Raw genomic sequence first — 26,450 nt, forward strand, 5'->3', positions numbered from 1 at the left:
CCGCAAACCCGGGAAGAAATTGTTGACAAATCAGTGAAAACACCCCCTGGCCGCTACGCACTTCTACGGATGCCCTGCGGTGCCCAGTCCCTAAACTCGGGCACCTCAATGAAGAGAGGAGCACCATGACAGTCCCTGGCACCCTTGCGAAATGCGCCGCCGCGCTGCTCACCCTGGCGTTCGGCGCGGCCCAGGTCCACGCGCAGATCCTCATCGGCCAGACGGTGGGCATCACCGGCTCCGCCGCCGCCACGGTGGCCGAATCCATGCGGGGTGCCGCCCTCTACCTCGACCACGTCAACAGCAAGGGCGGCGTGGGCGGCCAGAAGGTGGAGGTCGTGTCGATGGACGACAAGTTCGACCCCAAGCTGACGCTGGAGAACACCCGTGCCCTCATCGAGGAAAAAGGCGTGATCGGGCTGTTCATGACGCGCGGCACGCCCCACACCCAGGGGATCATTCCGCTGCTGGAACAGCATGCCGTGCCGCTGGTGGGGCCCTCCACGGGCGCCATCGCGCTGCACCAGCCGGTGAACAAGTACATCTTCAACGTGCGCGCCCCGTACCAGCGCGAAGTGGAAAAGGCCATCACCCACCTCAACACCCTGGGCATCAAGCGCATCGGCGTGGTGCATGTGGACGACACCTTTGGCGCCGACGGCCTGGCGGGAGCGCAGTCCGGGTTCAAGGCCAACCAGCTGGAAGCCCTCTTCGTCGAGAAGTTCGACCGCGCCAAGCCCGACTACAGCACCATCGCCCCGCGCGTGGCACAGAAGGAGCCCCAGGCCATCATCTTCATCGGCACGGGCGCGGCCGTGGTGGACGGCATCAAGGCGCTGCGCGCCGCCGGCGCGACCGGGCAGATCGTGACGCTGTCCAACAATGCCTCGGGCGGCTTCGTCAAGGCGCTGGGCGAGCAGGCCCGGGGCGTGGTGGTCACGCAGGTGTTCCCGTCGGAGCGGTCCTTGAACTACGCGGTGATCAAGGAGGCCATGGACCTGGTGCGCGCCAGGAACCTGGGCGAGCTGACCCCCGCCATGGTGGAAGGCTTCGTGAGCGCCAAGGTGCTCGTGGAAGGCTTGAAGCGCGCGGGCGCCAAGCCGGACCGCGCCAGGCTGCAGGCCGGGCTGGAGAGCATCCGGAAATGGGACCTGGGCGGGCTGGAACTGAGCTACAGCGCCACGGACCACAGCGGGCTGGATTTCTCCGACCTGTCCATCATCGGAAGCGACGGCCGCTTCAAGCGCTGAGCAAGGCCCCCGCAAAAGAAAAAGCCCGAAGCCAGTGGCTTCGGGCTTTTTCATGGAGGCCCGCAGGGCCCCGGGGCACGCACCCCGCGCTCCGGGGCCGCCATGGACTCAGCGCATCACTGCGCGCTGGCGGCCGAAGCCGGCACCGACGCGGGCGCAGCCGCCGCCGGCGCGCTGGCCGCAGGCTCGGGCGCATGCACGGCATCGGCGCCGTGCTTCTCGCCGCCCATGTCGGCCTTGTCGCCCGCCTTGATGATCACGTACATCGACAACGCGGCGAACAGGACGAAACCAACAACAATCTTCCACATATCAATATCTCCTTGGATGGGTTTGTTCAATCAAGGGGCCTGGAGCGCGGCGTTGTAGGTTGTACTGGTGCAGCACAAGCCCCTTGATGGAACACAGGGCCCGACCCTTGCGGGGCGGGCCCTGCACACCGATCAGAAACGGTCAGTCGTTGGCGTAGATGTCAACGTCCTTGGTTTCCTTGACGAACAGGCCGCCGATCACCACGGTGGCGCCCGCGATGATGATGGGGTACCACAGGCCGTTGTACATGTTGCCGGTCTGGGCCACGATGGCGAATGCCGTGGTGGGCAGCAGGCCGCCGAACCAGCCGTTGCCGATGTGGTACGGCAGGGACATGGACGTGTAGCGGATGCGGGTGGGGAACATTTCCACCAGCATGGCGGCGATGGGGCCGTACACCATGGTCACCAGCAGCACCAGGTAGGTCAGGATGACCGTGACCATGACCTTGTCGATGCGGGCGGGATCGGCCTTGGTGGGGTAGCCGGCGGCCTTCAGCGCATCGGCCACGGCCTTCTTGAACTCGCCGTCCTTCTTCTTGGCTTCGTCAGCGGGCAGGCCCTTGCTGGAGTACGAGGTGATGACCGTCTCGCCGATCTTGATCGAGGCGGGCGTGCCGGCGGCGGACGTGGCGTTCTCATAGCTCACCGAAGCGCCAGCCAGAACCTGCTTGGCGATGTCGCACGAGCTGGTGAACTTGGAGGTGCCGGTGGGGTTGAACTGGAACGAGCATTCCTTGGGGTCTGCCGTCACGATCACCTGGTTCTTGGCCTGTGCTTCGGCCAGGGCGGGGTTGGCCGCCTTGGTCAGCGCGCCGAACACGGGGAAGTACGTCAGCGCGGCCAGCAGGCAGCCCGCCAGGATGATGGGCTTGCGGCCGATCTTGTCCGACAGCGCGCCGAACACGATGAAGAACGGCGTGCCGATCAAGAGCGACACGGCCACGAAGATGTTGGCGGTGGCGCCATCGACCTTCAGCGCCTGCGTCAGGAAGAACAGCGCATAGAACTGGCCCGAGTACCACACCACGGCCTGGCCGGCGGTCAGGCCCACCAGCGCCAGGATCACGATCTTCAGGTTCTTCCACTGGCCGAAAGACTCGGTCAGCGGCGCCTTGGAGGTCTTGCCTTCGGCCTTCATCTTCTGGAAGGCGGGGGATTCGTTCATCGACAGGCGGATCCAGACCGAGATGGCCAGGAGCAGGATCGACACGATGAACGGGATGCGCCAGCCCCAGTCGGCGAAGGCTTCCTCGCCCATGGCCGTGCGGGTGCCCAGGATCACCATCAGCGACAGGAACAGGCCCAGCGTGGCCGTGGTCTGGATCCAGGCCGTGTAGGCGCCGCGCTTGCCGTGCGGGGCATGCTCGGCCACGTAGGTGGCCGCGCCGCCGTACTCACCGCCCAGCGCCAGGCCTTGCAGCAGGCGCAGTGCGATCAGGATGACGGGAGCCGCCACGCCGATCGATGCATACGTGGGCAGGATACCCACGATGAAGGTCGACAGGCCCATGATCAGGATGGTGACCAGGAACGTGTACTTGCGCCCGATCATGTCGCCCAGGCGGCCGAAGAAGATGGCGCCGAAGGGGCGGACGATGAAGCCCGCGGCAAACGCCAGCAGCGCGAAGATGAACGCCGAGCCGGCATCCAGTCCGCTGAAGAACTGCTTGGCGATGATGGCCGCGAGCGAGCCGTACAGATAAAAGTCGTACCACTCGAAAACGGTGCCGAGGGACGACGCGAAGATGACCTTCCTCTCTTCGGGCGACATCGGCCGCGGTGCGGGATGAACGGTTGCCATGGTGTGTGTCTCCTGTTGGTTGTTCAGACCGCGCTGCGGCGGGCTGCACGCATTCTTGGAGATGGCACTGACCACGCTCTGACGCGAAACCAACACGAGCTTTCACCAAACTGACCGCTCTCTGACAACTTAGGGTGAAACCCGCAGCGCCCCTTTCAGCATCCGGAAATCGCTCACACCTTGCCGGGTAAACCCGATGGGAGCTGGCTGACAGCATCCCAGCCCGGACCGTCGAACCACGCGTCGCCGTCGAGGTACGCGCGCAGCATCGGCAGGCCGTCGAGGCCCCAGAACAGCTTGCCGTCCACCTCGAACGCCGGCACGCCAAAAACGCCCGCCGCCTGCGCGGCTTCGGTGTTGGCGCGCAGCAGGGCCTTGGGGCCATCGCTGGCCGCATCCTCGCCGGGACGCAGCTGGTCCGCGAGTTGCGTGGCCAGATCGGCCAGGCGCGCCGGGTCGAGCGCATCGTGCCCGCCCTGCCACACATGGCGCAGCACCGTGCCGGCCACGAAGCGGTTGATGTGGCCGTCGTCGCTGCAGGCCAGCGCCGTGCGCAGCAGGGGCAGCGGGTTGAACGGATGGCGCGCGGGCATCTGCAGCGGCGTGCCCTGCGCGTGGCCCAGCCAGGTCACATGGCGGTAGGTCCAGTCGCGCTTGGGGGCGATGCCCGCCGGCCCGGGGTTGGCATGCTGCTGCAGCAGCGCACCCAGCAGCACGGGCTGGTAGGCCACGCTGTAGCTCAGCCCCTGCAGCGCCTCGGGCAGGCGCTCGAACGCCAGCCAGGCGTAGGGGGACACGAAGTCCAGGTAAAAGGTGATGCGCTTCACGGCGATGTCTCCTGTGCCTTCTGCGGGGCGGCCGGGATGCCAGCGCGGCCCAGCAGCTGCGCCCAGATGCCCCGGCGCAAACTGGCGTCGGCACGCGACCAGATGCGGATCTCGTCGAGCGTGCGAAAGCAGCCTTCGCAATGGCTGCGGTCGGGCGACATGCGGCACACCGAGATGCACGGCGAGGGCACGGGCTCCATGCTCCGGGCATCAAAATGGCCGCCAGCGCCCAACTGGCGGGCGCGATCAGCTAGCAAATCAATAGCATTCATGCGGCGAGCTGCACGCTGGTGTCCACGGGCGCCTGCACCACGTCGACCACGGGCGCCCCGGTCAGGCGCTGCAGGTCGCCCGGATGCAGCGCAAACACGCTGTGCGGATGCCCGGCCGCGGCCCACACCACGTCAAAGCGCAGCAGGTCCTGGTCGATCAGCGTGACGGGCGGCGTGGCATGCGCCACGGGCGACACGCCGCCGATGGAAAAGCCGGTGCGCGACTTCACGAACTCGGCATCGGCCCGGCCGATCTTGCCGCCCACATGGGCCTCGACCTTTTTCTCGTCCACGCGCCGGTCGCCCGACGTGACCACGAGCACGGCCACGTCGTCGCTCTTGCGCCGGAAGATGATGCTCTTGGCCACCTGCCCCACGAGGATGCCCAGTGCATCGGCCGCCTGCTGCGCGGTGCGCGCGGCGTCGTCGAGCATCTGCGGCATGTGGGGATGGCCCTGCGATTGCAGCGCCGCGGCCACGCGCTGCACGCCGTCCGGCAAATTCTTCAGTTCAGCTCCGCACACGGTAGTTTTCTCCTGCGCCGATGGCGCTATCCCGCGCGTTTGGTCAGCAGTGCATTCGCTGCGCGGGAATTGGGTTTACGGTTCAGGAAGCCACTGATGTAGGCCCCCGCATCGATGAGCTTATCAAGATCGATGCCGGTCTCGATGCCCATGCCGTGCAGCATGTAGACCACGTCTTCCGTCGCCACGTTGCCCGTGGCGCCCTTGGCGTACGGGCAGCCGCCCAGGCCCGCCACGGAGGACTGGTAGTTCCACACCCCCAGCTCCAGCGCGGCCAGCGTGTTGGACAGCGCCTGGCCGTAGGTGTCGTGGAAGTGGCCCGACACATCGTCGATGCCGAAATGCTTCAGCGTCGCTTCCAGCGCGCGCTGCACCTTGCGCGGCGTGCCCACGCCGATGGTGTCGGCCACGTCCACGCGCTGCACGCCGATGCCCTGGAGCAGGCCGGCAAGGTACTCCACGCGCCCGGGGGCGATCTCGCCCTCGTACGGGCAGCCCACGGTGCAGCTCATCGCGCCGCGCACGCCGATGCCGGCCGCCAGCGCCGCCTCGACCACGGGCGCGAAGCGCTCGATGCTCTCGGCGATGGAGCAGTTGATGTTCTTCTGGCTGAAGGCCTCGCTGGCCGAGCCGAAGACCACGATCTCGTCGGGCCGGTCCGCCACCGCGGCTTCATAGCCCTTGAGGTTGGGCGTGAGCACCGAGTAGCGCACGCCGGCCACGCGGTTCACGCCCTGCATCACCTCGTGGTTGTCGGCCATCTGCGGCACCCACTTGGGGCTCACGTAGCTCGTGACTTCGATCTCTTTGAGGCCCGCGTCCTGCAGGCGGTGCACCAGGGCGATCTTGACGTCGGCGGGCACGGGCGATTTTTCGTTCTGCAGCCCGTCGCGCGGACCGACATCGATGAGTTTGACGCGAGAAGGAATGCTCATGGCGGCTACCTGAAAGAAAGGGAAACGGGAAACAGGCCGGACCCTGGCGGCGGCAGCGCCCGGGCGGCGCCGCTGCAGCCCGGGCACCACGGCCGGGAACAGGCCTTCTATTGTCCGGGCTTCGCGGGGACGGCACCACCCCATATCCTGCCAGACCCTTCCCCGCTCCTGCCATTGCGGCGCCGGCGTCCGGGGCCTCAGCGTGCAGCCCCCTCCTCCATCTCCTGGCGCAGCAGCGCCACCATCTGCACCGCCGCCAGCGACAGGCGCCGCCCGCGCAGCGTGACCAGGCCGATGGGCCGGCGCAGCGAGGGCAGCTTGAGCGGGCGGGCCACCACCTCGGGCCGGCGCACGACCTGCGCGGCCAGCTCGGGCAGCGCGCTCACGCCCAGTTGCGCGGCCACCATGGCCGCGATGGTGGCCAGGTGTTCCACCTCGTAGCGCGGCGCAAAGCGGATGCGGTGCGTGAGCAGCGCCTCGTCGGCGTACTGGCGCACGCTGGTGCCGGCGGGCATGGAGATGTGCGGCAGGTCCGCCACGTCGGCCCAGCCCAGGGCTCCGCGGCCGCGCGCCAGCGGGTGGGCGCGGGCCAGCAGCAGCACGAAGCGGTCGGACGACAGCGGGGTGTAGTCGAGGTCGGCATACGCCGGGTTGGCGGCAGTGAGCGCGAAGTCCACGCGCCCTGCGCGCACCATGTCGAACGCCGGGCCCGCCAGGCTGTCGAACAGCTCCAGGTGCACGCCCGGGTGCCCCGCCGCAAAGCGCGCGAACGCGCGCGGCACCACGCCCGCCGCCAGCGACGGCAGCGCCGCCAGCGCCAGCCGCCCCACCTGCACCTGCGCCACGGCCTGCACGCGGCGCACCGTCTCATCCATCTGGTGGCGCAGAAAGCGGGCCTGCTCGGCAAACACCTCGCCCGCCTGCGTGAGCTGCACCGTGCGCGTGGTGCGGTCGAACAGGCGCGCGCCCAGCATCTCTTCGAGCCGCGCGAGCGTGCCCGACACCGCCGACTGCGACAGGTGCATCTGCAGCGCGGTGCGCCGAAAGCTCAGCGTGTCGGCCAGCGCCAGGAACACATCGACCTCGCGGGCCGACCAATTGATCTTCATGGCCGATCAGTCTATCGAAAAATACGTCTGGACCGCGCAATGCCGCCTGCCTAGACTGCACCGCAAGACAACACAAGGGGACAGCAGCATGGACATCAGTTCGCCGCGCAATGCACGCACGGTGGTCGTGGGCGGGGGCACCATGGGCGCCGACGTGGCCGTGGTCCTGGCCCGCGGCGGTGCCCGGGTCACGGTGGTGGACCCGCACACCGCACGGCGCGATCTGCTGCTGCCGCACATTGCCGCCGAGCTCAACGCCGCCGGCCTGGCCGCGAGCGCGGGCCCGGTGGAGGTGTGCGCCAGCCTGCAGGACGTGGCCTGGGACGGCGTGGTGCTGGTGGTCGAATGCATCACCGAGCAGCTGGCCGCCAAGCAGCAGCTGTTTGCCGAGCTGGAAGCCATCGCCCCGGCCAGCGCGGTACTGGCCAGCAACAGCTCGGGTTTTCCGATCAGCGCCATCGCACAGGGCCTGCCCACCGCGCGGCGCATGCTGGGCCTGCACTTCTTCATGCCGGCGCACCTGGTGCCGCTGGTGGAGGTGGTGCTGGGCGAGCGCAGCGACCCCACGCTGGGCCAGTGGCTGCACGGCTTCATGCGCCGCTGCGGCAGCGTGCCGGTGCTGGTGAAGAAGGACAAGCCGGGTTTTCTGGCCAACCGCATGCAGCATGCGCTGTCGCGCGAGGCGTTTGCGCTCATCGACGAAGGCATCGCGTCTCCGGAAGACGTGGACGCCGCCGTGCGCTTTGGCTTTGGCTTTCGCTTCCTGGCGGCGGGGCCGGTGCTGCAGCGCGACCACGCGGGCATCGAGGTGCACTGCGCGGCCGCGGCCACCATGTATCCCACGCTTTCCAACACCGACGTGCCCGCCCAGGCGCTGCGCGACCGCGTGGCCAAGGGCGAGCTGGGCATGAAGACCGGCAAGGGCTTCTTCGACTGGCCCGAGGACCGCAAACGCGCCGAGCGCACCCGCTACGACACGCTGCTGCGCCAGGGCCTGGCCCTGCTGGCCAGCGAGCTGCCTGCCATCGAGCCCGCCAGCACACACACCACGCCGGGAGCCACGCCATGAGCGCCACCAGCCAATGGCCCGACCCGCTGATCGTCACCGTGGCGCCCAACGGCGCGTACAAGCTGCCCAGCGACCACCCCGCCGTGCCGACCACGCCGGCCACGCTGGCCGCCACCGCCAAGGCCTGCCTGGAGGCGGGTGCGGCCATGATCCACATGCACATCCGCGACGCCCAGGGCCGCCACAGCCTGGACGTGGAAGGCTACCGCGAAGCCCGGCGCGTGGTGCAGCACGCGGTGGGCGATGCGATGGTGGTGCAGGTCACGAGCGAAGCCGCAGGCGTGTACCGTGCCCCGGCGCAGATCGCGATGGTCGAGGCGCTGCAGCCCGAGGCCGTGTCCATCGGCCTGCGCGAGATCGACCAGCCCGAGATCGGCGAGGCCGGCCTGCAGCGCTTCTTCACCGGCTTGGCAGAGCGGCGCTGCATGGTGCAGGTCATCCTGTATGACGTGGCCGACCTGCGCCGCTGGCAGGCGCTGCGCGCCAGCGGCGTAGTGCCCGATGCGCCGTGGTTCCTGCTGTTCGTGCTGGGCCGCTACAGCGCGGGCCAGACCTCGAGCCCGCGCGACCTGCTGCCCTTCCTGGCCGCCCACGACGGGCCCGAACCCTGGGCCGTGTGCGCGTTCGGCGCGGCCGAGAACACCTGCATCACCGCCGCCGCGGTCTTCGGCGGGCATGCCCGCGTGGGGTTCGAGAACAACCTGCTGCGCAAGGACGGCAGCACTGCACCCGACAACGCGGCGCTGGTGCGCCAGGCGGTCGAGGCCGCGGCTGCGCTGGGGCGGCCGCTGGCCACGGCGCAGGACATCCGCCAGCGGTTCGGCGCGGGCTGAGCCTCGGCCCGCCTCTGCCCATTCTCATTACGCCATCAAACCCATCAGCCCGCGCCAGACGGGCCTTCATCCATCCGCAGGAGACACCATGCAACAACACCCCACCGCCCACGCCCCCGTACCGCAGGCCCGCCAGGCCACGCGACGCACGGCCATCCGCCTGGCGCTTGCCCTGCCCGCCACCTGGGCCCTGGCCCTGGGCATGGCAGGCCACGCCGTGGCCCAGACGGCCCCGGCCGCCTTCCCCACCAAGACCATTCGCTTCGTGGTGCCCTACCCGCCCGGAGGCCCCACCGACCTGATGGCGCGCATGCTGCAGCCCGAGCTGCAAAGCCGCCTGGGCGTGACCGTGGTGGTGGACAACAAGGGCGGCGCGGGCGGCAACTCCGGCAGCGCCGAGGTGGCCAAGCAGGCGCCCGCCGACGGCCACACCCTGCTGCTGGCCGCCAGCGGTCCGATGGCGGTGAACCCGTCGCTGTACGCCAGCATGCCCTTCAACCCGCTGACCGATCTGGTGCCCGTGGTGCAGCTGTCGGCCTTTCCGCTGGTGCTGGAAGTGCACCCCTCGCTGGGCGTGAAGACCTTGCCGGAACTCATCGCCATGGCCAAGGCCGGCAAGCCGGTGCTGAGCTTTGCATCGGCCGGCAACGGCACGCCGCAGCACCTGGCGGGCGAGCTGTTCAACACCACCGCCCACGTGAAGATGGGCCACATTCCGTACCGCGGCGCGGGCCCCGCGCTCAACGACTTGCTGGGCGGCCAGGTGAACGTGATGTTCGACATCGTGGGCAGCTCGCTGCCGCACCTCCAGTCGGGCAAGCTCATCCCGCTGGCGGTCACGTCGGCCGAGCGCGCCAAGGTGCTGCCCAACGTTCCCACCATGGCCGAAGCGGGCGTGCCGGGCTACCAGATCACCGGCTGGCACGGCATCGCCGTGCGCGCGGGCACGCCGCAGGCCACCGTGGACAGGCTCAACGCCACGGTGAATGCGATCTTCAAGGAACCCGCCTTCCGCGCCAAGTGGGAGGCCATCGGCACGCCGGTGGTGGCGGGCACGGCGGCAGACTTCGGCGCGCTGATCAAGGCCGACGCGCAGCGCCTGGGCAAGCTGGTGCGCGATGCGGGCGTGACGATGGATTGACGGGCTGCCAGCCAGGGGCTCAGGGCGGTGGGGCCGCGGCCCTCGGGCGCAGGCGCAGCAACAGCCAGCCCGCCGCCATGCCCACGGCACCGAACAGCAGCATCACGACGCCGATGAAGCTCCTGATCGTGGTGGAGCTGCTGATTTCGGCCTGCGCGGGGTCCTTGGCGGGATAGCGCACCGTGACCGCCTCGCCGACCTTGTGCACGGCCTGAAGCTGGCGCGCCACCGAGTCCGTGAAACGCAGGGTTCGCCCGTCGCCCGCCACGAATTCCACGATGCTTTTCCGGGCGAGCACCTTGCGGTGGGAGGGGCCGACAAAGGTCTCCTCATGCGCCACCACGCGGCCCTGGGCGGTGAGCGTGCCGCCCAGCAGGCTCATGCCCGAGGCCAGCAGCCACGCCGCGCCCAGCACGGTCAGGGCACCGGGCACCAGCAGGAACCAGCCCAGGAAGCCAAGCAAGCCGCGAAAGGTTGACGTGTTCATGCCCCCATTTTCAACGCTGGAGACACCGCCGGCCAGCGGCCTCAGTACCCGCGCCCGGGGTTCACCACGCCCGCGACCGCCTCGCCCCGCTGCAGCGCGGCCATCTTGCGCGCGATCTGGGCAATGCTCTCCTCGCGCAGCGTGCGCGCCGAGGTGTGGGGGGTGACGGTGATGCGCGGGTGGTTCCAGAACGCGTGGCCCGCGGGCAGCGGTTCGGTGCGGAACACATCGAGCGTGGCGCCGGCCACGTGGCCGCTGCCGATGGCCGCCAGCAGGTCTTCGTCCACGAGGTGCGCACCGCGCGCCACGTTGATGACGTAGGCGCCCGGCCGCAGGCGGCCCAGCGTTTCCTTGTTGATGACATTGGCCGTGTCGGGCGTGAGCGGCAGCAGGTTGACCAGCACGCGGCTGGCCGCCAGGAAGTCGTGGAACTGCTCCGCGCCACTGAAGGCGCGCACCCCTTCGATGGCCTTGGGGCTGCGGCTCCAGCCGTTGACCGGGAACTCGAACTGCGCCAGCGCCTTGGCCACGCGCTCGCCCAGCACGCCCAGGCCCATCACGCCAATGGGGTAGTCGCCACGCAGGCGCGGCTTGCGGTAGCCCCAGCGCCCGGCCGCCATGTCGGCCTCGTAGCCGTCGAACTCGCGAAAGTGGCGGATGACCGCATGGCACACGTACTCGGCCATCTGCACGGCCATGCCCGCATCGTCGAGCCGCACCACCAGCGCACCGGGCGGCAGGCGCAGCTTGAGCAGCGCATCCACGCCCGCCCCGATATTGAACAGCGCCTTGAGGCCTGGCTGCTCGTCCATGAACTGCTGGGGCGGCGCCCAGACCACGGCGTAGCCGGCCTGCGGCGCGCCAGGCTTCCACACGGAAATATCAGCGCCGGGCAATGCGGCGGAAAGCCCCTGGAGCCAGGGGTCGGCCTTGGTGTCGGTACAGCAGAAGGTGATTTTCATGGCGCCCAAGCGTAACGGCATTGCCCCCCGCGCGCTGTCGCATGCGGGGTGCCCTGCGGCCGCCTACGCCTTTTCGGCCACCACCAGCTTGAGCAGCTCCGCGCCTTCGGTCACCTGGTCGCCCGGGGCGTACAGCAGCTCCTGCACCACGCCGTCTGCGGGCGCGGCAATGGTGTGCTCCATCTTCATGGCTTCCATCACCGCCAGCGGCTGGCCCTTGGTGACGGCATCGCCCGCCTTGACGGCAAAAGACACCACCTTGCCGGGCATGGGGGCCGTGAGGCGCCCGCCTTCGGCCGCTGCCTCGCCCGCATGGGCCAGCAGGTCGATGGCGGTGATCTGCGTCGCGCCGCGCGGGGTGAACACATGGTCCACCTCGCCCTGGGCGTACACCGCAGCGCGGGTGCGCTGGCCTGCGAACTGCAGTTCGATGGCGCCGCCTTGTTCCGCGAATTCCAGCGGCCCTGCCACGGCCGCATCGCCCTCGCCAACCGCCAGGTGCAGCGCGCCGTCACGTTCGTAGGTAAGCCAGGCCTTGGCGTGCTCGCCGCCAAACTCGAACTCGAAGCGGCGGCGCGTGAGCGCGTGCGAATGAAAACCGTCGCGGCGGCTGAAGGGGTCCACGCCTTGGCTGGCGCGTTCATGCAGCACCGTCTGCGCCACGGCGGCCGCAGCAGCCAGCGGCAGGCCCACCGGCTCCTGGTGGAACAGCACCGCCTGCTCGCGCGGGATCAGCGCGGTGTCGAGCTTTGCGCTGGCAAACGCACCGGTGCGCGCCACGCGGCGCAGGAACTGCACGTTGGTCGCCAGGCCCACGATGTGCGTTTGCGCCAGGGCCTCGTCCAGCCGCGCCAGCGCCTGCTCGCGCGTGTCGCCGTGCACGATGAGCTTGGCCACCATGGAGTCGTAGAACGGGCTGATCGCATCGCCCTGGCGCACGCCGGAGTCCACGCGCACCGCGCCCCGCTCGAAGGTCACGCAGTCGGGCAGCGCATACACGTTGAGCGCGCCGGTGGCGGGCAGGAAGTTGTTGTCGGGGTTCTCGGCGCAGATGCGCGCTTCGATCGCATGGCCGGTGATGCGCAGCGCGTCCTGTGTCAAAGGCAGCGGCTCGCCAGACGCCACGCGCAGTTGCCACTCCACCAGATCGAGCCCCGTGATGGCCTCGGTCACCGGGTGCTCCACCTGCAGGCGGGTGTTCATTTCCATGAAGTAGAACTTCATCTGGTCGGGCCGCTCGTAGCCACCGGGCTGCTCCACGATGAACTCCACCGTGCCCGCGCCCACGTAGTTCACCGCCTTGGCGGCGGCCACGGCGGCTTCGCCCATCTGTGCGCGCAGTTCCGGCGTCATGCCGGGGGCGGGGGCCTCTTCCAGCACCTTCTGGTGGCGGCGCTGCACGGAGCAGTCGCGCTCGAACAGGTAGACGCAGTTGCCGTGCGTGTCGCCAAACACCTGGATCTCGATGTGGCGCGGGCGCTGCACGTATTTTTCTACCAGCACCGCATCGTCGCCAAAGCTGTTGATCGCCTCGCGCTGGCACGATTCGAGCGCGGCGGCGAAGTCCCCGCTGTGGTCCACCGCGCGCATGCCCTTGCCGCCGCCACCCGCGCTGGCCTTGATGAGCACGGGGTAGCCGATGCGGTCGGCCTCGCGCTGCAGCAGCGCCGGGTCCTGGTCACTGCCGTGATAGCCGGGCACCAGGGGCACGCCGGCCTTTTCCATGAGCTGCTTGGACTCGGCCTTCAGGCCCATGTCCTTGATGGCCGAGGGTGGCGGGCCGATGAAGACCAGGCCTGCGGCCGCGCAGGCGTGGGCGAAGTCCTCGTTCTCGGACAGGAAGCCGTAGCCCGGGTGGATGGCCTGTGCGCCCGTGGCCTGGGCGGCCTCGATGATGCGCTCCCAGCGCAGGTAGCTGTCCTTGGGCGCGCTGCCGCCGATGTGCACGGCCTCGTCGCACACGGCCACGTGTTTGGCCTTGGCGTCGGCATCGGAGTACACCGCAACGGTCTTCACGCCCAGGCGCTTGGCCGTAGCGGCGACCCGGCAGGCGATCTCGCCACGATTGGCAATCAGAATCTTTTTGAACATTTTTAAGCCACCTTGGCAGAACCAGAAAAGAAAGAAGACAAGCGCCGCACCACGGCGCGCAGAAACTTGAACAGCACCACCAGGAGCAACACCGACACGGCCACCATCAGCACCAGTGCGATGCCGAAGGCCACCGGGTGCTGCGTGGCCAGCCACACCACGGCCACTACCAGGCCGTCTTCGAAGAAGGACAGCAGCCAGTTGGAAAACGGCTCGGGCGAGGTGTTGGCCGCTGCGCGCGTGGTCATCTTGGTGGCCATCGACGTGGCGGCCAGCGACCCGCCCAGCAAACCGGCCACCACGCCCATGGTGGCGTTGTCGGCACCGAACACGCCCGCGGCCAGCAGGGCGCCGCCGGGCACGCGGATGACGGTGTGCACGGCGTCCCAGGCGCTGTCGATCCACGGGACCTTGTCCGCAAAGAACTCGACCAGCATCAGGCCGCCCGCCACCAGCAGCACCAGCGGGTTCTGCAGCACGTGCAGACCGGGGGGCAAGGGCATCCAGCCCATGGAACCCATGCCGCCGACGAGGAACACGACCGCGTACAGCCGAAAGCCGCTGGCCCAGCCCAGCGCGGCGGCCAGCGCCAGCAGGCTGGGCATGTCGAGCCGCGCGGTGGCCGTGGCCGCTGCGTCACCCACGGCGCGCGCCGTGCCGCCATCCACATGCAGCCCCAGCGTGTGGAGCCACTGCACGATGTTGAGCCAGAGGGTGTCCATGTCAGTAGGTCTCCCCGACACTGTGAAAGATCGCTGGCCGCGACAACTGGCGCGCCCCAGGCCAGGGACGCCGAGCAAGGGCCGCCCCGCAGCGAGGGCGTCGTCCACCTGCCCGGTGCGCGCAGCGCAACGAGAGCGGGGGGAAGGCGCGCAGCGCCTCAGGGGGGTGTCTCATATCAGCCAGTTCGGCTTGCGCTTGTTCAGGAAGGACTGCACGCCCTCCTTGCCCTCGTCGCTGGCGCGGATGTCGGCAATGCCCTGCACGGTGGCGGCGATCAGGCCCGCGTTGATTTCCCGCTCGGCCACATCCATCACCAGCTTCTTGCATACGCGCACGGCGTTGGGACTGGCGCTGGTCAGGGCTTTCAGCAGTTCGTCCACCTTGGCGTCGAGCTGGTCGGCCGCCACCACCTCGTGCACGAAGCCGATGCGCAGCGCCTCGGCCGCGCCGAAGCGCTCGGCCGTCAGGAAATAGCGGTGCGCGGCGCGCGCCCCCATGGCACGGATCACATAGGGGCTGATGGTGGCGGGGATGAGGCCCAGCTTCACCTCGCTGAGACAAAAGCCCGCCGTGTCCACCGCCACCGCCATGTCGCACGCGGCCACCAGGCCCATGCCGCCCGCGTACACATCGCCCTGCACGCGGGCGATGGTGGGCTTCTCGCATGCGTAGATCACGCGCAGCATCTCGGCCAGCTTGCCGGCGTCGGTGATGTTTTCGTCGCGCGTGTAGTCGGCCATGCGGCGCATCCAGTTCAGGTTGGCGCCCGCGCAGAACGCGGGCCCTTCTGCGGCCAGCACCACGGCGCGCACATCGGCACGCCCGCCCACCTCCATGAAGGCGGCGGTGATCTCGGCGATGACTTCGTCGCTGAAGGCATTGCGGATCTCGGGCTGCGTGAGCGTGATGCGCGCCACGGCGCCGGTGTGGGTGATGGACAGGTTCTGGCTCATGGCTTGGGCGGGTTTTGCAGGAAGTAGACAAGGTCCAGCTCGGGGCTGGACTGGCCCAGGGCGGTCAATGCGGCGGTGATCTGGCCCCGGTGGTGCGTGCCGTGGTTGAACACATGCGCCAGCGTGGCCGCGAACGGCAGCGATGCCGCCGTGCCGCGCATGGTGGTGTAGTCCAGCGTACCGTCCCAGCGGCCTGGGGCGAACGAAGCGATCAGCGGTGCCCAGCGGGCCGCGCCCTCGCGCAGGCGGGCATCCAGCCGCGCGCGGTCGCTTTCCAGTTCGGCGTCCAGCGCCATCTTGGGCGAGGTGCCTTCGGCAAACCGCACGAACCACAGATGGTGTTCGCCCACCAGCAGGTGGTTGAGCGTGCCGTGGATGCTCTTGAAGAACAGGCCCACATCGCGCCGGTAGGCCTCTTCAGGCAGCGCCCGCACGGCATCGAGCAGGCGCGCCGTGGCCCACACGTTGTAGCGTGCGAGCTGGGTGAAGTGGGCGACGGCGTCCATGGCGGCTCCCGGCACGGTCACATGCGGAACAGGCCGAACCTGGTGTCTTCGATGGGCGCATTGCGCGTGGCCGCCAGGCCCAGCGCCAGCACGCGGCGGGTGTCGGCCGGGTCGATCACGCCGTCGTCCCACAGGCGGGCAGTGGCGTAGTAGGGGTGGCCCTGGTCTTCGTACTGGCGGCGGATGGGTGCCTTGAAGGCTTCTTCTTCCTCCATGCTCCACTGCCCGCCCTTGGCCTCGATGCCGTCGCGCTTGACGGTGGCGAGCACGCCGGCCGCCTGCTCGCCGCCCATCACGCTGATGCGCGCGTTGGGCCACATCCACAGGAAGCGGGGCGAGTACGCGCGGCCGCACATGCCGTAGTTGCCGGCGCCAAAGCTGCCGCCGATGATGATGGTGAACTTGGGCACGCTGGCCGTGGCCACGGCCGTGACCATCTTGGCGCCGTTGCGCGCGATGCCTTCGTTCTCGTACTTGCGCCCGACCATGAAGCCGGTGATGTTCTGCAGGAACACGAGCGGGATCTTGCGCTGGCAGCACAGCTCGATGAAATGCGCGCCCTTCAGGGCCGACTCGCTGAACAGGATGCCGTTGTTGGCGATGATGCCGACCATCATGCCTTCGATGCGCGCGAAGCCCGTGACCAGCGTGGTGCCATAGCGCGCCTTGAACTCGTCGAACTCGCTGCCATCGACGATGCGGGCAATGATCTCGCGCACGTCGAAGGGCTTGCGTGTGTCGACGGGGATCACGCCGTAGAGCTCTTCAGCTACAAATTTAGGAGCTATTGGCGCTTGATCAGCGGGCGCTGAAGGCTTGTTTTTGTTCAGATTTCGCACCGCATTGCGCGCCAGCTGCAGCGCATGCAGGTCGTTTTGCGCCAGGTGGTCGGCCACGCCCGACAGGCGCGTGTGCACGTCGCCACCGCCCAGGTCCTCGGCCGTGACGACCTCGCCCGTGGCGGCCTTGACCAGCGGCGGGCCGCCCAGGAAGATGGTGCCCTGGTTCTTGACGATGATGGACTCGTCGCTCATGGCCGGCACGTAGGCGCCCCCAGCCGTGCAGCTGCCCATGACCACGGCGATCTGCGAGATGCCCATGGCGCTCATGTTGGCCTGGTTGAAGAAGATGCGGCCGAAGTGGTCGCGGTCCGGAAAGACCTCGTCCTGGTTGGGCAGGTTGGCGCCGCCGGAGTCCACCAGGTAGATGCAGGTGAGGTGGTTCTGCTGCGCCACTTCCTGCGCGCGCAGGTGCTTCTTGACGGTGAGCGGGTAGTAGGTGCCACCCTTCACCGTGGCGTCGTTGCACACGATCATGCAGTCCACGCCGCTCACGCGGCCGATGCCGGCAATCAGCCCCGAACTGGGCGCATCGTTGTTGTACATGTTGAGCGCGGCCAGCGGGGCCAGCTCCAGAAACGGCGTGCCCGGGTCCAGCAGCATCTGCACGCGCTCGCGCGGCAGCAGCTTGCCGCGCGCGGTGTGCTTGGCGCGGGCCGCCTCGCCGCCGCCCTGGGCGACCTTGTCGAGCTGGGCGCGCAGGTCGTCCACCAGCGTGCGCATGGCGGCGGCATTGGCCAGGAAGTCCGCCGAGCGGGCGTTGAGTTGGGTGTCGAGAATGGTCATGCTGTGTTGCTTCTTGTGTGTTTCACGCGGTCTTGGCTTCGACCAGACCGAGCTGATCCTTCATCTCATCGCGGATCTTGAACTTCTGGATCTTGCCCGTCACCGTCATCGGGAAGCTGGTGACGAAGCGGATGTAGCGCGGCACCTTGTAGTGCGCGATCTGGCCCTTGCAGAAGGCGCGGATGTCGTCTTCGGTGGGCTTCGTGCCCGGCTTGGCGATGATCCAGGCGCAAAGCTCCTCGCCATACTTGGCATCGGGCACACCCACCACCTGCACGTCCTGCACCTGCGGGTGGCGGTACAGGAACTCTTCGATCTCGCGCGGGTAGATGTTCTCGCCGCCACGGATCACCATGTCCTTGATGCGGCCGACGATGTTCACATAGCCCTCGGCGTCCATGGTGGCGAGGTCGCCCGTGTGCATCCAGCCGCCTTCGTCGATGGCTTCGCGGGTCTTGGCCTCATCGCCCCAGTAGCCGTGCATCACCGAATAGCCCTTGGTGCAGAACTCGCCGCGCTGGCCGATGGGCACCACGGCGCCGGTGTCGGGGTCCACGATCTTGACCTCCAGGTGCGGCTGCACCTGGCCCACGGTGGAGACGCGCTTGTCGAGCGGCGTGTCGGTGCTGCTCTGGCAGCTGACCGGGCTGGTCTCGGTCATGCCGTAGGCGATGGTGATTTCGCGCAGGTTCATCTGCTCCACCACGCGCTTCATCACCTCGGTGGGGCAGGGAGAGCCCGCCATGATGCCGGTGCGCAGGGTGGACAGGTCGAACTCGGCGAACCGCGGGTGGTCCAGCTCGGCGATGAACATGGTGGGCACGCCGTGCAGGCCGGTGCAGCGCTCGTCCTGCACCGTCTGCAGCACGGTGAGCGGGTCGAACCCGTCGTTGGGGTACACGATGGTGGCGCCGTGTGTCAGGCACGCCAGGTTGCCCAGCACCATGCCGAAGCAGTGGTACAGCGGCACGGGGATGCACAGGCGGTCCTCGGGCGTGAGCTTCATGCATTCGCCGATGAAGAAGCCGTTGTTCAGGATGTTGCGGTGCGTGAGCGTGGCGCCCTTCGGGAAGCCCGTGGTGCCGCTGGTGAACTGGATGTTGATGGGGTCGGTGGCCTTGAGCGTGGCGGCCACCTGGGCCAGGCGCGGGTCGGCCGCATCGCCGCGCGCGATCAGGTCCGAAAAGCGCAGCAGCCCGGGCTCGTCGGCGCCCTGGCCCGCCTCGTCGATCCACACCACCGTGTGCAGGTGGGGCAGCTTCACCGCGCCCAGCTGGCCCGGCTGCTGGTGCTGCCACTGGGGCGCCAGCTCGCGCAGCATGCCCAGGTAGTCGCTGGTCTTGAAGCGCGCCATGGTCACCAGCAGCTTGCAGCCCACCTTGTTCAGGGCGTATTCGACTTCGGACGTGCGGTAGGCCGGGTTGATGTTGACCAGCACCAGGCCCGCCTGCGCGGTGGCCAGCTGCATCAGCACCCATTCGGCGTTGTTGTGCGACCAGATGCCCACGCGGTCGCCGGGCACCAGGCCCTGGCCGAGCAGCGCGCTGGCCAGGCGCTGCGCCTGGACCTGCAGTTCGGCGTAGGTGTAGCGGCGCCCCTGGTGCACGCTGACCAGCGCCTCGCGCCCCGGCTGGCGGGCCACCATGCCGGCAAAGAAGTCGCCGATGGTCTGCTCGATCAGCGGGACGCCGCTGGCGCCACGGGCGTGGCTGCCGGTGAGAGGGGCCGCGGCGGCAAAGGCGGCAGGGGTCGTCGTCATGTTGTGTCTCCTTGCATGGCTCTTCCTCCCGCGTGCGGCGGCGGGGGCGGCGATCCGTAAGCATAGAAGCCCTGGTCCGGCCCTGGTTGCCACAAAGGTTGCAAATCGTGCCACGCATCGGGCACACTGCCTTGTGTGAAACCCGTTGCCCCCACCCCCGAGCCGGCCTGGCAGGCCCTGGCCCCCACCAGCGCACCCGCCGTGACGCCCATGGCCTTCGTGCGGGCGATCGCGCTGGCCTACGAACGCCGGGGCATGGGCCCCGAACGCGCCCTGGCGCAGGCACAGATCGCGCCGGAGCTGCTGCACGATACCCATGCCCGCATCACCGCCTGGCAGATGGAGCAGATCTCCGATGCCGCCATGCAGGAGCTGGACGACGAGGCCCTGGGCTGGTTCAGCCGGCGCCTGCCCTGGGGCAGCTACGGCATGCTGGCGCGCGCGTCCATCAGCTCGCCCAACCTGCAGGTGGCGCTGGCACGCTGGTGCCGCCACCACGGGCTGCTCGCGGACGATATCGCGCTGCACCTCACGGTCCAGGGCGGCACCGCCACCCTGGGCATCGCCGAAGCACGCGACCTGGGCGCGTTGCGCGAGTTCTGCCTGGTCTCGGTGCTGCGCAATGCACACGGGCTGGGCTGCTGGCTGGTGGATTCGCGCATACCGCTGATCGCCGCCGAGTTCGCGTTCGCCGCGCCGCCGCATGCGGACGCGTACGCGGTGCTCTTCCGCGGCCCGGTGGCCTTTGGCGCCCCGCGGACGGCCATCCACTTCGATGCGCGCTACCTCAGCCTGCCCCTGCGGCGCGACGAGCAGGCCCTGCGCCAGATGCTGCAGCACGCCCTGCCCCTGACGGTGCTGCAGTACCGGCGCGACCGGCTGCTGGTGCAGCGCGTGCGCCAGCTGCTGGGCGCCCCCGTGGCCGGGCAACTGGCGCATGCGCTGCCCCAGCACAGCGCCGAATCGCTCGCGGGCCTGCTGCATGTGTCGCCGCGCACGCTGCACCGCCAGCTCAAGGAAGAAGGCGCCACGCTGCAGGGCCTGAAGGACGAGGTGCGCCAAAGCCGCGCCGTGGACCTGCTGCACCGCACGGACCGCCCCATCAAGCAGGTGGCCGAGGCGGCGGGCTTCGTCAACGAGAAGAGCTTCATCCGCGCGTTCCGCGGCTGGACGGGGGATTCGCCGGCGGAGTTCCGGCGCAAGGCGCGCAACGCCGCATGAAGCGTTGCGGCGCTGCGTGACGAGCGTCGCCAGGACGGCACCGGCCAGCGCACTTTCGCCACCCGCCACTACACTGGCGGGCCCGGTCACCACACCGCCATGCCCCCACCGCACCCATGATCCATCTGTACCACTGCGTCAGCGCCCGCTCCTTCCGCCCGTTGTGGATGCTGGAAGAGCTGCGGCTGCCGTACGTGCTGCACATGCTGCCGTTTCCGCCGCGCGCGCACGCCCGCTGGTTCCTGGAAGAGAACCCGCTGGGCACCGTGCCGCTGCTGGTGCAGGGCAAGGCGCCACACCAGGTGCGCATGACCGAATCGGCCGCCATCTGCCAGTACCTGGCCGCCGCGCACCCGGACGCCGGGCTGGACGTGCGTCCCCCCGACCCGGCCTTTGGCGCCTACCTGAACTGGCTGCACCTGGGCGAGGCCACGCTCACCTTTCCGCAGACGCTGGTGCTGCGCTATGGGCGTTTCGAACCCGCGGACCGCAAGCAGCCCCAGGTGGTGGAGGACTACAGCCGCTGGTTCCTGGCGCGCCTGCGCGCGGTGGAGGCCGCCGTGGCGCGCAGCGACTACCTGTCCGCGGGCCGCTTCACGGCGGCCGATGTGTCGGTGGGCTATGCGCTGCTGCTGGCCCAGCACCTGGACCTGGAGCCGCAGTTCGGCGAGGCCACGCGCGCCTACTGGCAGCGGCTGCAGCAGCGCCCCGGCTACCAGAGGGCCCTGGCCGCGCAGATCGAAGCGGCCGAGGACCAGGACGTGCCCACCACCCCCGCGCCCGACACGCGGCCCTGAGCCAGGGACGAAAGGCCTGCCCGCGCGGGCTGGCGGCCTACCGGCCCCGCGCCTCTGTCACTGCGACGGCTGCGGCGGCCTGGGTGCGCCGTGCAGCAATGACTGCACCAGCGCGCGGAACTCGGGCGAATGCCGCAGCACGCTGCCGCCGGCCTCGATGAGGTCGGTGACCTCTTCGTGGGAGATGGAGAACGCCGTGGGCACCTGCAGCAGGCGCCGCCGCGCCACGTCGTCCGGCGCGTCGCGCAGGTTCACGGGAATCACATGGATCTCGGCATCGGGCGCGAAGGCATCGCCGCTGCCCGTGGAGCCCGCGGCCAGGGCCTGGCGCCACTGCTGGGTGATGTCGCGCAGGAACTCCTGCGTCTCGCGCGTGGCGCGTGCGCCGGTGCCGAACAGCAGCGCATCCACCACCTGGGCCATGTTGGGCACCTGGTCGCTCATGTCGATGTTGACCGACGGATCGCGCTCCGCGTTCACGGTGATCAGCACCAGCTTGCGGATGGTGGCGGGCGGGATGCCCACCTCGCTGAACGTCTGGCGCAGGCCGCCGCCCGCCAGGGCCCGGTCCAGCAGGCGCTGCACGCCCAGGTTGTCCGCCAGGCCGCCGTCCACCAGGTGGATGTAGGGCTTGCGCTGCGCGTCGGTGTAGCTCAGTTCGTGCGCGCGGTACAGCCGGGCGCGGTAGTCGCCGGCGGCCGCGGCGCGCGCGCTGGCCGTGGAGCCGGTGCGGCGTTCAGGGCACTGGTCGGCGTAGTTCTTGAGCGTCATCGGGCTGAGCAGCAGCGGCACGGCCGACGAGGAAGCGACCGCAAACGACAGCGGCACCTTGCGCAGGTCCGAGCAGATCAGAGTGAACTGCTCCCAGGTGAACTCGAAGCCCGTGCCCAGCGACATGTCGGTGGCGGTGATGAACAGTTGCGGGTGGCGCGGGCGCCGCTCCACATCGCCGAAGGTCAGCCCGCCGTACAGGTCGTCGAGCCGCCGCGCGAGCAGGTGGGTGCGGCCCAGCCAGGGCGAGGTCAGGTCCACCAGGTTGCCGGGCCGCAGGGCCTGGGTGATGAGGCTGTTCTGGAAGTTCTGCCGCAGGAAGTCGTGCTCGAACCGGGGCAGCCCCTCGATGCCATGCGCCGCGAAGTAGGCGGCAACAATGCTGCCGCCCGACACGCCGCTCACCACGTCCGTGGCGTCCAGCAGGGTGGTGTCCCGCCCGTTCCAGCGAAAGCGGGTCTGCTGCATCTCGGTCAGCACGCCGAAGCCAAAGGCGGCCGCGCGCGCGCCGCCGCCCGAAAGCGTCACGGCCACCAGGATGGTGGGATCGCGCTCGGACTTGCGCACGGGGATGTCCCGGTCTTCGGGCGGCAGCGGCTCGTTGATCCAGGGGCGCACCGACGAGCAGCCCATGAGAACGCCGAGGGCCGCGAGCGCGGCGCAGTTGCGTAGCCACCGTGGCAGCTGGCTGCTGTGCTTGGGCATGGCGTGTCCTGGTGCGAACAGCAGCGGTCAGCAGCCCAGCAAGGCCGGCAGCTCGGCCATGCTGCGAAACACCTCAGACGCCCCCGCCGCGCGCAGGGCCTCGCCATCGTCCAGCGGCGCATACGCAAACACCGTGGCGCCCGCCGCCACCCCCGCAGTGACGCCCGTCACCGTGTCTTCGACCACCGCGCAGCGCAGGGGCTGCGCCTGCAGCGCGGCGGCCGCCGCCAGGTACACGTCCGGCGCGGGCTTGGTGCGCGGCATTTCGTGGCCGCTGAAGATGCGGCCCTCGAAGAAGGGCGTGAGGCCCACCTTGGCCAGCTGCATCTCCACCTTGTGCCGGTCGGCCCCCGAGGCGCAAGCGATGCGCCCGCCATGGTGCGCGTGCACGCGCTCGATGGTGCCGTGGATGTGCTCGATGGCCGTGAGGCGCTGGTCCAGCTCGGCATTGCGCCGCGCATAGAAATCGGCCATCCATGCATCGGTGAGCGGCCGGCCGGTGTGGGTCTCGATGCGGGCGGCCTCGCTGCGCACGGTCTTGCCGATGAAGATGCGCATGCACTCCTCGGCGCTCAGGGCCCAGCCGGCCTCCGCGAGCATGTCGCGCAGCACGCCGTTGGTGATGGGTTCGCTGTCCACCAGGACCCCGTCGCAGTCGAACAGTATTGCTTCAAATTTCATAGCTTATGGCGCCTATGGATAAAGGGCTTGAGGTTATTTTCATGCAAATTTCAACCGTGGACATCGCCATCCACATAGAACCAGCGCCCGCCTTCGCGCACGAAGCGGCTGGTCTCGTGCAGGCGCACGGCACGGCCGCCCACGCGGTAGCGCGCCACGAACTCGACTTCCGCACGGCCTTCGCCCGTGGCGCGGTGGCCGCGCACCGCAAGCCCGAGCCACCGCGCGCCCGCATCGAAATCCATCGACGCGGGGCGCGTGGTGGGGTGCCAGGTGGCCTGCAGGTACTCGGCCCGCTCGCCCACGAACGCGGTGTACCGGGACCGCATGAGGCTTTCGGCGTCGGGCGCGGGCGCCGCTTCCAGATGGTCCACATAGCGGCCGCAGCAGTCGGCATAACGCAGCACGGCGGCCGTGCCGCCGGCGCGCCGGCCCGCGGGCGCCACGGTGCGTCCGCACGGGCAGGGTGCGCTGTCGGCCAGGGCCATGGGCGGGGTGCGCATCGCGGTGAACGGCGATCAGCGCAGCGCGCCGAACACCTTGCGGGCGATGGCACTGCCCGCGCCGGCCGGGTCCTGGCGGATGCGGCGCTCTTCCTCGCCGATCATGGTGTACAGGCCATCGAGCGTCTTGCCGGTGACGTACCGCGCCAGGTTGGCCTCTTCGGGCTTGAGCAGTCCGAAGCCCGCGGCCTTGCCAGCGAAGGCGTTGTACTTCTGGGTGAGGCCCACCTTCTCCGTCGCCTGGTCCACCACCGGCAGGAAGCGCTCCCCCAGCGGCACGCGCGTCTTCTCGGCGAAGAAGGCCGTCACCGAGGTGCTTCCTCCCGCCAGGATGTTCTTGGCGTCCGTCACCGTCATGTTCTGCACCGCGCCCACGAGCAGGTCCTTGCCCATGGGCACGGCGGCCTCGGCGGCGCGGTTGATGGAGGTGACCAGCTCATCGACGCGCTTGCCCTGGCCCAGCGATTTCATGACCTTGGCCGCGTCGTCCAGGTAGCCGGGAAGCCCGATGCGCACCTTGGGATTACCCAGGAAACCGTCGGGCCGCCCCAGCAGCGACACCGCGGCCTGGGCGCCCTGGCCCAGCGCGGCCTTGAGGCCGCCCGTGGCATCGGCATTGGAGAGATCGCCCAGCGACAGGGCCCAGGCCTGCTGCCAGCTGGCGCACAGCAGCGCCCCCAGGGCACTGGCTTGGTGGAATTGGCGGCGTTGCATGGAGGTGTTTTCTTTCTGTGAAGGGACCGGGACCGCACGGGGCGTGGGCCGGCCTGGCAGGTGGCATGTCCGGGATTTTCGCTCAGCGCCGTAGACTGGCACGCGACACAACCCTCCAACAAGGAGCCTGCAATGTGGGAAATGAATGTGCCGTGGTGGGAGTTCGTGCTGCGCGGCGTGGTGGTCTATGTCTTTTTGCTGGTGTTCCTGCGCCTGACAGGCAAGCGGCAGACAGGGCAGTACGCGCCGTTCGACCTCGTGCTGCTGCTGATCCTGTCCAACGCGGTGCAGAACTCGATGAACGCGGGCGACAACTCGCTGGTGGGCGGGCTCGTCTCGGCCACCACGCTCATCGGCTGCCACGTGGTGCTGGCGCAGCTGACGTTCCGCTTCGCGTGGATGGAGCGGCTGATCGACGGCACGCCGCGGGTGCTGGTGGAGCAGGGACAGGTGAACGCCGACCTCCTGCGCAAGGAGCTGCTTTCACCGGACGACCTCGAGGCCGCGCTGCGCGCCAGCGGATGCCTGCACCTGCACGAGGTGGAGCGCGCGACCATCGAGACCAATGGGCAGATCACGGTGGTGCTGCGGCGCCGGGGCAGTGGCGGCTGAAATTCCGCCCCGGCCCCCGTCCAGCCGCCCGGCCGTGCCCGCGGGCCGCCACGGCCCGCAGGGAGCACGGGGGTTCAGTTCTGGGTGTAGCAGGCCTTGTTCTGGATGGAGATGTCGGCCGAGGCCTCCACGGCGGCGGCCGAGCCGAACAGGCTCGGGTTCTGGTCGCCCAGCGGGCACAGATAGGGGCCCTTGCGCGCCCACACGGTGCGCGAGGTCAACCCCGTGACCTGGGCCCAGCTGCCCCAGAAGGCGGCGAGCGTGGGCGTCGCGCCCGTGCGGTCAAACGTGAAATTGCCCCCATCGCCCCCTTGCCCGCCAATGACCGCGCCCGCGGCGGTGCAGTTCGCGTCGGAGTAGGTCGCCACGCCCAGGCTGACCGTGGCCCGGGTCTCGCCTTGCCGCACGATGCGCCACAGCGACCGGCCCCATTGGCCCGGGCCGATGGGCGTGCAACGCTCCTGCTTCCAGTCCCCCTGCGGCAGTGCCACGGCCGTGGCGCAGGCCACCTCCACCGAGCCGACATGGGCCGAACCCACCGTGCCGCTGCCGTTGCGCACCGCGCAGTTCTGGCCTGCGGGCGGGGTCTTCACCGTGACGACATAGGGGCTGCCCGTGGCCACCGCCGTGGAAAACGCGAAGCCGCCGTTGCTGGCCAGGGACAGGTCATCGCCGCCGTTGTTCTGCAGCACCACTGCGCCGCCCGCCAGGCCCGATACCGAGCCCCCCACCGTGAAGGTGGCCGCCGCCAGGTTCTCGCAGCGCACCTGCACATCGCCCACGTTCGCGGTGGCGGTGCCCGTGCCTTGCGCCACGGCGCAGCGCTGGCCGCCGGGCTGCGTCCTGACGGTGACGGCATAGGCCACGCCGCGGTCCAGCCGGGCCGCGAACACAAAACCGCCGTTGGCGCTCACGGCCAGGTCATCGCCGCCATTGTTCTGCAGGGTCAGCGCCTTGCCGGCGCCCAGGCCGACCACGGAGCCCCCCACGGTGAAGGCCCCGGCCGTGGGCGGGGGCGTGGTGCCGCCGTCGCCATCGCCGCCCCCGCAGCCCGCCAGCAACACCGCGGCCAGCCCAAGAGGGGCCCAGCGGACTGCGGGCCGTGCGTGGTGCCGGGTGAACTTTGCGCTTGTGGGGGTCATGAACGGAAACCTCCTGGGTGGTGAAGGAATGAATGGATGAAAGAGGGGCGGATTCTGTGCGGCACGCCGCCCGCCGCAAAACCCTACCGAGGTAGGGTTTGCGCGCCGCCCCTTCCGGTCCAC

At 69.3% G+C, this 26,450-nt stretch carries 27 protein-coding genes; 7 read left to right on the forward strand and 20 right to left on the reverse strand.

All coding sequences use genetic code 11. The annotated features are described in order from the left end of the window. Positions 1 to 125 precede the first annotated feature (125 nt). Positions 126 to 1,250 (forward strand): ABC transporter substrate-binding protein, encoded by a 1,125-nt coding sequence (locus tag AC07PV_RS24055; RefSeq protein ID WP_492806832.1) that lies wholly within the window; start codon positions 126 to 128, stop codon positions 1,248 to 1,250. A 116-nt stretch (positions 1,251 to 1,366) separates the two neighbouring features. Here the strand turns inward: AC07PV_RS24055 and AC07PV_RS24060 are convergent, their stop codons facing one another. The 7 genes from AC07PV_RS24060 to AC07PV_RS24090 form a co-directional block, all read right to left on the reverse strand. After that, positions 1,367 to 1,561 carry a hypothetical protein gene (locus AC07PV_RS24060; protein ID WP_494631510.1) on the reverse strand — a complete coding sequence of 65 codons (195 nt, stop codon included), beginning with the start codon at positions 1,559 to 1,561 and terminating at the stop codon, positions 1,367 to 1,369. Positions 1,562 to 1,703: 142 nt separating this feature from the next. Then, the gene (locus AC07PV_RS24065) at positions 1,704 to 3,365 is read right to left on the reverse strand and encodes an MFS transporter (RefSeq protein ID WP_218296262.1); all 1,662 of its coding nucleotides are present in this window, start codon (positions 3,363 to 3,365) and stop codon (positions 1,704 to 1,706) included. Positions 3,366 to 3,538: 173 nt separating this feature from the next. Continuing rightward, the gene (locus tag AC07PV_RS24070) at positions 3,539 to 4,192 is read right to left on the reverse strand and encodes a 2-hydroxychromene-2-carboxylate isomerase (protein ID WP_492244673.1); all 654 of its coding nucleotides are present in this window, start codon (positions 4,190 to 4,192) and stop codon (positions 3,539 to 3,541) included. Continuing rightward, complete coding sequence (locus AC07PV_RS24075) at positions 4,189 to 4,464, reverse strand: DUF1289 domain-containing protein (RefSeq protein ID WP_218296264.1); 276 nt, start codon at positions 4,462 to 4,464, stop codon at positions 4,189 to 4,191. Before AC07PV_RS24075 ends, AC07PV_RS24070 begins: the two co-directional genes overlap by 4 nt. Then, positions 4,461 to 4,988, reverse strand: a complete 528-nt coding sequence (locus AC07PV_RS24080; protein ID WP_494631512.1) for a YbaK/EbsC family protein — start codon at positions 4,986 to 4,988, stop codon at positions 4,461 to 4,463. Before AC07PV_RS24080 ends, AC07PV_RS24075 begins: the two co-directional genes overlap by 4 nt. Before the next feature lie 26 nt (positions 4,989 to 5,014). After that, positions 5,015 to 5,923, reverse strand: a complete 909-nt coding sequence (locus tag AC07PV_RS24085) for a hydroxymethylglutaryl-CoA lyase (protein ID WP_218296266.1) — start codon at positions 5,921 to 5,923, stop codon at positions 5,015 to 5,017. Between the two features lie 197 nt (positions 5,924 to 6,120). Beyond that, on the reverse strand, positions 6,121 to 7,032 hold the full coding sequence (locus AC07PV_RS24090; protein ID WP_218296267.1) for a LysR family transcriptional regulator: 912 nt from the start codon (positions 7,030 to 7,032) through the stop codon (positions 6,121 to 6,123). 88 nt (positions 7,033 to 7,120) lie between these two features. Between AC07PV_RS24090 and AC07PV_RS24095 the strand changes: the two genes are divergently transcribed. The 3 genes from AC07PV_RS24095 to AC07PV_RS24105 all read left to right on the forward strand — a co-directional run bounded on the left by AC07PV_RS24095 (position 7,121) and on the right by AC07PV_RS24105 (position 10,075). Next, positions 7,121 to 8,101 carry a 3-hydroxyacyl-CoA dehydrogenase family protein gene (locus AC07PV_RS24095; RefSeq protein WP_494596410.1) on the forward strand — a complete coding sequence of 327 codons (981 nt, stop codon included), beginning with the start codon at positions 7,121 to 7,123 and terminating at the stop codon, positions 8,099 to 8,101. After that, positions 8,098 to 8,934, forward strand: a complete 837-nt coding sequence (locus tag AC07PV_RS24100; protein ID WP_218339883.1) for a beta-keto acid cleavage family enzyme — start codon at positions 8,098 to 8,100, stop codon at positions 8,932 to 8,934. Before AC07PV_RS24095 ends, AC07PV_RS24100 begins: the two co-directional genes overlap by 4 nt. Positions 8,935 to 9,022: 88 nt before the next feature. After that, positions 9,023 to 10,075, forward strand: a complete 1,053-nt coding sequence (locus AC07PV_RS24105; RefSeq protein ID WP_494631514.1) for a Bug family tripartite tricarboxylate transporter substrate binding protein — start codon at positions 9,023 to 9,025, stop codon at positions 10,073 to 10,075. 19 nt (positions 10,076 to 10,094) lie between these two features. On the opposite strand, the gene AC07PV_RS24110 is transcribed toward AC07PV_RS24105, so the two are convergent. The 8 genes from AC07PV_RS24110 to AC07PV_RS24145 all read right to left on the reverse strand — a co-directional run bounded on the left by AC07PV_RS24110 (position 10,095) and on the right by AC07PV_RS24145 (position 19,181). Further along, complete coding sequence (locus tag AC07PV_RS24110) at positions 10,095 to 10,562, reverse strand: DUF3592 domain-containing protein (protein WP_494631515.1); 468 nt, start codon at positions 10,560 to 10,562, stop codon at positions 10,095 to 10,097. A 41-nt stretch (positions 10,563 to 10,603) separates the two neighbouring features. Beyond that, positions 10,604 to 11,524, reverse strand: a complete 921-nt coding sequence (locus tag AC07PV_RS24115) for a 2-hydroxyacid dehydrogenase (RefSeq protein ID WP_494631517.1) — start codon at positions 11,522 to 11,524, stop codon at positions 10,604 to 10,606. Positions 11,525 to 11,587: 63 nt separating this feature from the next. Further along, positions 11,588 to 13,615 carry an acetyl/propionyl/methylcrotonyl-CoA carboxylase subunit alpha gene (locus tag AC07PV_RS24120; RefSeq protein ID WP_494631518.1) on the reverse strand — a complete coding sequence of 676 codons (2,028 nt, stop codon included), beginning with the start codon at positions 13,613 to 13,615 and terminating at the stop codon, positions 11,588 to 11,590. Between the two features lie 2 nt (positions 13,616 to 13,617). Then, positions 13,618 to 14,337: a DUF4126 domain-containing protein gene (locus tag AC07PV_RS24125; protein ID WP_494631520.1), complete on the reverse strand. Its 720-nt coding sequence runs from the start codon at positions 14,335 to 14,337 to the stop codon at positions 13,618 to 13,620. Positions 14,338 to 14,508: 171 nt separating this feature from the next. Next, positions 14,509 to 15,291 carry an enoyl-CoA hydratase/isomerase family protein gene (locus AC07PV_RS24130; RefSeq protein WP_492244681.1) on the reverse strand — a complete coding sequence of 261 codons (783 nt, stop codon included), beginning with the start codon at positions 15,289 to 15,291 and terminating at the stop codon, positions 14,509 to 14,511. Continuing rightward, the gene (locus AC07PV_RS24135; protein ID WP_218339893.1) at positions 15,288 to 15,797 is read right to left on the reverse strand and encodes a DinB family protein; all 510 of its coding nucleotides are present in this window, start codon (positions 15,795 to 15,797) and stop codon (positions 15,288 to 15,290) included. The genes AC07PV_RS24130 and AC07PV_RS24135 overlap by 4 nt, the downstream gene beginning before the upstream one ends. Positions 15,798 to 15,814: 17 nt before the next feature. Next, on the reverse strand, positions 15,815 to 17,422 hold the full coding sequence (locus AC07PV_RS24140) for a carboxyl transferase domain-containing protein (protein WP_494631521.1): 1,608 nt from the start codon (positions 17,420 to 17,422) through the stop codon (positions 15,815 to 15,817). Between the two features lie 22 nt (positions 17,423 to 17,444). Further along, entirely contained in the window at positions 17,445 to 19,181 is a 1,737-nt protein-coding gene (locus AC07PV_RS24145; RefSeq protein ID WP_494631522.1) for an AMP-binding protein, read from the reverse strand. A 210-nt stretch (positions 19,182 to 19,391) separates the two neighbouring features. Here AC07PV_RS24145 and AC07PV_RS24150 point away from each other — a divergent pair, with 210 nt between their 5' ends. After that, positions 19,392 to 20,402 (forward strand): AraC family transcriptional regulator, encoded by a 1,011-nt coding sequence (locus tag AC07PV_RS24150; protein ID WP_494631534.1) that lies wholly within the window; start codon positions 19,392 to 19,394, stop codon positions 20,400 to 20,402. 116 nt (positions 20,403 to 20,518) lie between these two features. Then, entirely contained in the window at positions 20,519 to 21,199 is a 681-nt protein-coding gene (locus tag AC07PV_RS24155; RefSeq protein ID WP_494631523.1) for a glutathione S-transferase family protein, read from the forward strand. Between the two features lie 57 nt (positions 21,200 to 21,256). On the opposite strand, the gene AC07PV_RS24160 is transcribed toward AC07PV_RS24155, so the two are convergent. Genes AC07PV_RS24160 through AC07PV_RS24175 form a run of 4 tightly spaced genes read right to left on the reverse strand, consistent with a single transcriptional unit; the run spans position 21,257 to position 24,573 of the window. After that, positions 21,257 to 22,675, reverse strand: coding sequence for a patatin-like phospholipase family protein (locus AC07PV_RS24160; protein ID WP_369643478.1), 1,419 nt, complete (start codon positions 22,673 to 22,675; stop codon positions 21,257 to 21,259). A gap of 27 nt (positions 22,676 to 22,702) precedes the next feature. Beyond that, positions 22,703 to 23,356 carry an HAD family hydrolase gene (locus AC07PV_RS24165; protein WP_218296282.1) on the reverse strand — a complete coding sequence of 218 codons (654 nt, stop codon included), beginning with the start codon at positions 23,354 to 23,356 and terminating at the stop codon, positions 22,703 to 22,705. 50 nt (positions 23,357 to 23,406) lie between these two features. Then, complete coding sequence (locus AC07PV_RS24170; protein WP_255591056.1) at positions 23,407 to 23,859, reverse strand: YchJ family protein; 453 nt, start codon at positions 23,857 to 23,859, stop codon at positions 23,407 to 23,409. Positions 23,860 to 23,874: 15 nt separating this feature from the next. After that, positions 23,875 to 24,573, reverse strand: coding sequence for a DUF4197 domain-containing protein (locus tag AC07PV_RS24175; RefSeq protein ID WP_218296283.1), 699 nt, complete (start codon positions 24,571 to 24,573; stop codon positions 23,875 to 23,877). Between the two features lie 132 nt (positions 24,574 to 24,705). Here AC07PV_RS24175 and AC07PV_RS24180 point away from each other — a divergent pair, with 132 nt between their 5' ends. Beyond that, complete coding sequence (locus tag AC07PV_RS24180; RefSeq protein WP_218296284.1) at positions 24,706 to 25,185, forward strand: DUF421 domain-containing protein; 480 nt, start codon at positions 24,706 to 24,708, stop codon at positions 25,183 to 25,185. Positions 25,186 to 25,259: 74 nt separating this feature from the next. Here the strand turns inward: AC07PV_RS24180 and AC07PV_RS24185 are convergent, their stop codons facing one another. Next, positions 25,260 to 26,327: a hypothetical protein gene (locus AC07PV_RS24185; protein WP_494601736.1), complete on the reverse strand. Its 1,068-nt coding sequence runs from the start codon at positions 26,325 to 26,327 to the stop codon at positions 25,260 to 25,262. Positions 26,328 to 26,450: the final 123 nt, after the last annotated feature.

It is taken from the genome of Acidovorax sp. GW821-FHT09A11, from assembly GCF_059418365.1.

Coding starts and splice junctions, on each gene's coding strand:
- AC07PV_RS24055 (WP_492806832.1), top strand. CDS start 126: ATGACAGTCCCTGGCACCCTTGCGAAATGCGCCGCCGCGCTGCTCACC.
- AC07PV_RS24060 (WP_494631510.1), bottom strand. CDS start 1,561: ATGTGGAAGATTGTTGTTGGTTTCGTCCTGTTCGCCGCGTTGTCGATG.
- AC07PV_RS24065 (WP_218296262.1), bottom strand. CDS start 3,365: ATGGCAACCGTTCATCCCGCACCGCGGCCGATGTCGCCCGAAGAGAGG.
- AC07PV_RS24075 (WP_218296264.1), bottom strand. CDS start 4,464: ATGAATGCTATTGATTTGCTAGCTGATCGCGCCCGCCAGTTGGGCGCT.
- AC07PV_RS24085 (WP_218296266.1), bottom strand. CDS start 5,923: ATGAGCATTCCTTCTCGCGTCAAACTCATCGATGTCGGTCCGCGCGAC.
- AC07PV_RS24090 (WP_218296267.1), bottom strand. CDS start 7,032: ATGAAGATCAATTGGTCGGCCCGCGAGGTCGATGTGTTCCTGGCGCTG.
- AC07PV_RS24095 (WP_494596410.1), top strand. CDS start 7,121: ATGGACATCAGTTCGCCGCGCAATGCACGCACGGTGGTCGTGGGCGGG.
- AC07PV_RS24100 (WP_218339883.1), top strand. CDS start 8,098: ATGAGCGCCACCAGCCAATGGCCCGACCCGCTGATCGTCACCGTGGCG.
- AC07PV_RS24105 (WP_494631514.1), top strand. CDS start 9,023: ATGCAACAACACCCCACCGCCCACGCCCCCGTACCGCAGGCCCGCCAG.
- AC07PV_RS24110 (WP_494631515.1), bottom strand. CDS start 10,562: ATGAACACGTCAACCTTTCGCGGCTTGCTTGGCTTCCTGGGCTGGTTC.
- AC07PV_RS24115 (WP_494631517.1), bottom strand. CDS start 11,524: ATGAAAATCACCTTCTGCTGTACCGACACCAAGGCCGACCCCTGGCTC.
- AC07PV_RS24120 (WP_494631518.1), bottom strand. CDS start 13,615: ATGTTCAAAAAGATTCTGATTGCCAATCGTGGCGAGATCGCCTGCCGG.
- AC07PV_RS24125 (WP_494631520.1), bottom strand. CDS start 14,337: ATGGACACCCTCTGGCTCAACATCGTGCAGTGGCTCCACACGCTGGGG.
- AC07PV_RS24130 (WP_492244681.1), bottom strand. CDS start 15,291: ATGAGCCAGAACCTGTCCATCACCCACACCGGCGCCGTGGCGCGCATC.
- AC07PV_RS24135 (WP_218339893.1), bottom strand. CDS start 15,797: ATGGACGCCGTCGCCCACTTCACCCAGCTCGCACGCTACAACGTGTGG.
- AC07PV_RS24140 (WP_494631521.1), bottom strand. CDS start 17,422: ATGACCATTCTCGACACCCAACTCAACGCCCGCTCGGCGGACTTCCTG.
- AC07PV_RS24145 (WP_494631522.1), bottom strand. CDS start 19,181: ATGACGACGACCCCTGCCGCCTTTGCCGCCGCGGCCCCTCTCACCGGC.
- AC07PV_RS24150 (WP_494631534.1), top strand. CDS start 19,392: ATGGCCTTCGTGCGGGCGATCGCGCTGGCCTACGAACGCCGGGGCATG.
- AC07PV_RS24155 (WP_494631523.1), top strand. CDS start 20,519: ATGATCCATCTGTACCACTGCGTCAGCGCCCGCTCCTTCCGCCCGTTG.
- AC07PV_RS24160 (WP_369643478.1), bottom strand. CDS start 22,675: ATGCCCAAGCACAGCAGCCAGCTGCCACGGTGGCTACGCAACTGCGCC.
- AC07PV_RS24165 (WP_218296282.1), bottom strand. CDS start 23,356: ATGAAATTTGAAGCAATACTGTTCGACTGCGACGGGGTCCTGGTGGAC.
- AC07PV_RS24170 (WP_255591056.1), bottom strand. CDS start 23,859: ATGCGCACCCCGCCCATGGCCCTGGCCGACAGCGCACCCTGCCCGTGC.
- AC07PV_RS24175 (WP_218296283.1), bottom strand. CDS start 24,573: ATGCAACGCCGCCAATTCCACCAAGCCAGTGCCCTGGGGGCGCTGCTG.
- AC07PV_RS24180 (WP_218296284.1), top strand. CDS start 24,706: ATGTGGGAAATGAATGTGCCGTGGTGGGAGTTCGTGCTGCGCGGCGTG.
- AC07PV_RS24185 (WP_494601736.1), bottom strand. CDS start 26,327: ATGACCCCCACAAGCGCAAAGTTCACCCGGCACCACGCACGGCCCGCA.